General features: G+C 47.4%; 1 protein-coding gene. It reads left to right on the forward strand.

Annotated features, from left to right (window positions below):
- Positions 1 to 707 precede the first annotated feature (707 nt).
- Positions 708 to 2,849, forward strand: coding sequence for an ATP-binding protein (locus H6F68_RS28980; protein WP_313930078.1), 2,142 nt, complete (start codon positions 708 to 710; stop codon positions 2,847 to 2,849).
- Positions 2,850 to 3,178 lie beyond the last annotated feature (329 nt).

Genomic DNA, 3,178 nt, shown 5'->3' on the forward strand with positions numbered 1-3,178 from the left:
TTTTCGGACTTACTGCTTAATAGAGTCTAGAGTCGGTCAATTGTTTGTGCCTCAATAGTTCTTGCGACAGAACCAGTCCTTTCACATCTGATACTGCAAAGCGCAGTTTCTCCAGTTGGCTGATCGTTTTTAGCGTTGAGGCTTGCTTCGTTGAGGTGCGCGTGGCGGTCGTACAACCAGCAACAGCTAATAAGCTAGTGCAGAGGAAATGACGACGTTTCATAGTTTTGGCCGCTGCAATACACCATAAAAGTGCCCAAACTTTGCGTTTGATTAGCAACGGTACCTTAAAGTGTCGGAGCTGCAACTGGAGGGGATGATCCGCTCAGCAAGAGGAGCATTGTGCGATTACAGGTCAACTCATTCGACCACAGGAAGCAATGAGGCTAAGGCTAACCATCACTGGCGATCTGGTTTCTCTTAGGGATTAAGTGATACAGAGAGTGAAAGAAATGCTCCGATGCTACTGGCGATCGCGAGTCAGGCTACCTTATTTTAGCTTGAAACTAGTGCCGTGAAACGTGGAACTCGAATTCTTCCGGAACAACCGCTCTACTGAGTATCACAACTGCATCAGGTCTCTAGTTATCCGGATGCAGTTGTGGGAATTCTATAAACAAGCGAGAGATGAATGTAAGATTTCCCTTTTTATAATGAAGCTCCGACAGTCCCCAAGAAATCAGGCCTTTCCACTACAGATCGTTCTTGTGGTGCCCTTCGTACTTCAGATTTTTGGAGCTGTGGGTCTCGTTGGTTATTTGTCCTTCAAGAACGGCCAGAAAGCAGTCAATGACTTGGCCGAACAGCTAATTGATCGTTCCAGCGATGTGGTCAACGAACGCCTAACGTCTTATCTCGCTATTCCTCAAATGCTGAACCGGATGAATGCCGATGCCATCCGTAGAGGCACTCTGGATGTGCGCGATCGCGAGGCTGTGGCAAAGCACTTTTGGGATCAGATGCAGGTATACAACCTGACTTATACCGGGATTGGACTGACAAGCGGACAGGGATTTGGAGTCGCTCACTATGATAAAAACATCACGCGTGAGGAATGGACAGCTCAACTGCCCAAAAATCTTTACAACTACGCCACGGATAGTCAAGGGAATCAGACGAAGCTGAACGCCCGTTGGGATTACGATAGTCTCAAGCAACCCTGGTACACTGAGCCGATTGCGGCAGGGAAGCCTATTTGGGGAAAAATCTACACAGCAAATCTTTCTGACAGTCCATACATCACAGCTGCTGCCACTCGGCCAATTTACGATTCGCAAAATCGTTTACTCGGCATGATTGGCACCGAAATCCATTTACTGAAACTGAGTGATTTTTTACGTGGCTTAGATATCAGCAAATCTGGACAAGTTTTTCTGGTCGAGCGGGATGGTGCTCTAATCGCGAACTCTGGGATAGAAAAGCCCTTTACTTTAGTCAAGGACCAGGTGCAGCGATTGCAAGCAATTGAGAGCCCCAATGCCGTTGTTCAAACCATTGCTAAACACCTTCAGACTTCTAATAAATTTCAAACCATCGCTCAAGACGCAGACTTTAAGCTGGAGGTACAAGGAGAACAGCATTTTGTTAATGTGATGCCCTGGCGTGATGAATATGGCTTGGACTGGCTATTGGTGGTGAGTGTGCCTGAGAGTGCATTTATGGCGCAAATTAATGCGAACACACGCACCACGATCGCGCTTTGTTTTGGTGCATTAGCGGTTGCCTCTATCCTGGGCTTTTTCACCTCTCGTTGGCTGGTTCATTCAATTCTGCGTCTGAATCAAGCCAGTGAAGCGATGGCCTCGGGCAATCTAGAGCAAGCGGTAGAACCCAGCAATATTCAAGAACTTAATACGCTGTCTCACTCCTTCAACCACATGGCAGGACGGCTGAGGGAGCTGTTCACAGCTTTAGAGCACAGCAAGGAAGTCTTAGAGGAGCGAGTCGAGGAACGCACGGCTGAACTCAAACATACTTTGGCAGAATTGCAGCGGTCCCAGGCTCAAGTGGTGCAGAGTGAAAAAATGTCGAGTCTAGGGCAACTCGTGGCTGGAGTCGCTCATGAAATCAATAACCCAGTCAACTTCATTCACGGCAACCTGACTCATGTACAGGATTACACTGAAGACTTGCTAGAGTTCATCCAACTGTATCAGCAGTGCTATCCTCATCCTACTCCTGAGATTCAAACAGCAGCGGAAGAGATGGACCTGGAGTTTTTGCAAGAAGACCTGCCCAAGATACTGGCTTCGATGCAGCTAGGAACCGAGCGCATTCGGCAGATTATTCTGTCCTTACGCAACTTCTCACGTATGGATGAAGCGGAATTTAAGGCTGTGGATATTCATGAAGGCATCGACAGCACGCTGCTGATTCTGCAACATCGTCTCAAAGCCAGATCCGAGCGGCCAGAAATCGAGATTATTAAAGACTACGCGACGTTACCCCTAATTGAATGCTACGCTGGGCAGCTCAACCAAGTGTTTATGAACATCTTAGTTAATTCTATTGATGCGATCGAAGAGAACAACGCCAAGCACACGTATCAAGAGCTGAAAGACCATCCCAGTCGCATCACCATCCGCACATCAATGGCTGATGCAGCTTGGATACAAGTGGCGATCGCGGACAATGGGATTGGCATTCCTCAAGCAGTGCAACGGCGCATCTTTGACCCCTTCTTCACAACAAAAGCGCTGGGCAAAGGTACTGGGATGGGGATGTCTATCAGCTACCAGATCATCACAGGGAAACATAACGGCAAACTGGAATGTTTTTCAACTCCTGGAGAAGGAACTGAGTTCAGGATTCGGATTCCTTTGCAGCAACCAGTCCCTTCAGCAATTTAGAAGTAAGGGTTACGTTAATTCCTTAGTGTCGGTCGCATCGTTACACCTTGAGCCAGTTCGGGGTGAGGTAGACTGTCTGGCCTCTGGTCACAATCCTACGGTGACTGCGTCCACAATTTAGGATGATTCAAAAATGGCAAATAAACGTTGTAGCTCAACCCCGTAAGCGCCTCTTTAAGCGATCGCTAGCAATCTCAAATAGGCAACAATTCAGCGATATAGCGATATATTAAACATCAAAAGAATAACCTTACTGAACGAACTACGGCGGTTTTCAGCTCTCCGCACTTTTCTGTAATTTTTCATGCCATCCTTATCTGAGCATCTAG

Origin of the sequence: Trichocoleus sp. FACHB-262 (genome assembly GCF_014696035.1) — a bacterium.
Classification (GTDB): domain Bacteria; phylum Cyanobacteriota; class Cyanobacteriia; order FACHB-46; family FACHB-46; genus Trichocoleus.